Genomic DNA, 725 nt, shown 5'->3' with positions numbered 1-725 from the left:
CCTAAGCACGGCCCGGAATTCCGCTTCGCCAAGCCGGAGACCTGGCCCGAGCCCGCGATCACCACGGTCACCGCAACCACCAACTACGGCAAGGCCGAGACACAGGCATGGGACCGGGTCCACCCAAGGCTCACCCATCGCTCCTCATGGCTCGACCATGACGGTGAACTTCCCCTGGTTGAGGGCACGTTGATCCGGTTGAAGGTCGAGCATCTGTCGAAGGACCGTGATGCCCCGCCGGTGTGGTTGTGGTCCTCCAAGACCGGCGTCACTCCGGACGACGTGGACCGTTTCTGGCAGGCATTTCTCCGCCGCTTCGACCTGGAGCACACCTTCCGCTTCGCGAAGCAGACCCTCGGCTGGACCACCCCGAAACTCCGTAGTCCCGAGGCGGCGGACCGCTGGACCTGGATCCTGATCGTCGCTCACACCCAGCTCCGGCTTGTCCGGCCCCTCGCCAAGGACCTCCGCCGACCCTGGGAGAAGCCAGCTACCTCCGGCCGGCTCACCCCCGCCCGGGTCCGCCGAGGGTTCAGGAACATCCGCGCTCACCTGGCCTGCCCGACCCGTGTTCCCAAACCTCGAGGCGCCGGCCCCGGACGGCCACCCGGCGTCAAGAACAAACACCGGGCACCCCGCTACGACGTCGGCAAGACCGTCAAACGCCCTGAGACCCTCAAGGCCATCGGCAAGCCCGGAAGATCTTGGTAGATAAAGAACAAGCT

1 pseudogene is annotated in these 725 nt (G+C 66.1%); it reads left to right on the top strand.

Annotation, left to right across the window (positions count from 1 at the left end):
- Positions 1–711: pseudogene (locus KUM49_RS36425) on the top strand (transposase); the annotation flags it as partial.
- Positions 712–725 lie beyond the last annotated feature (14 nt).

This window comes from Streptomyces sp. AC555_RSS877 (genome assembly GCF_019049245.1).
Taxonomy (GTDB): Bacteria; Actinomycetota; Actinomycetes; order Streptomycetales; family Streptomycetaceae; genus Streptomyces.
The sequence above is the reverse complement of the archived record's forward strand: the minus strand, read 5'-3'. Positions and strand labels throughout refer to the sequence as shown.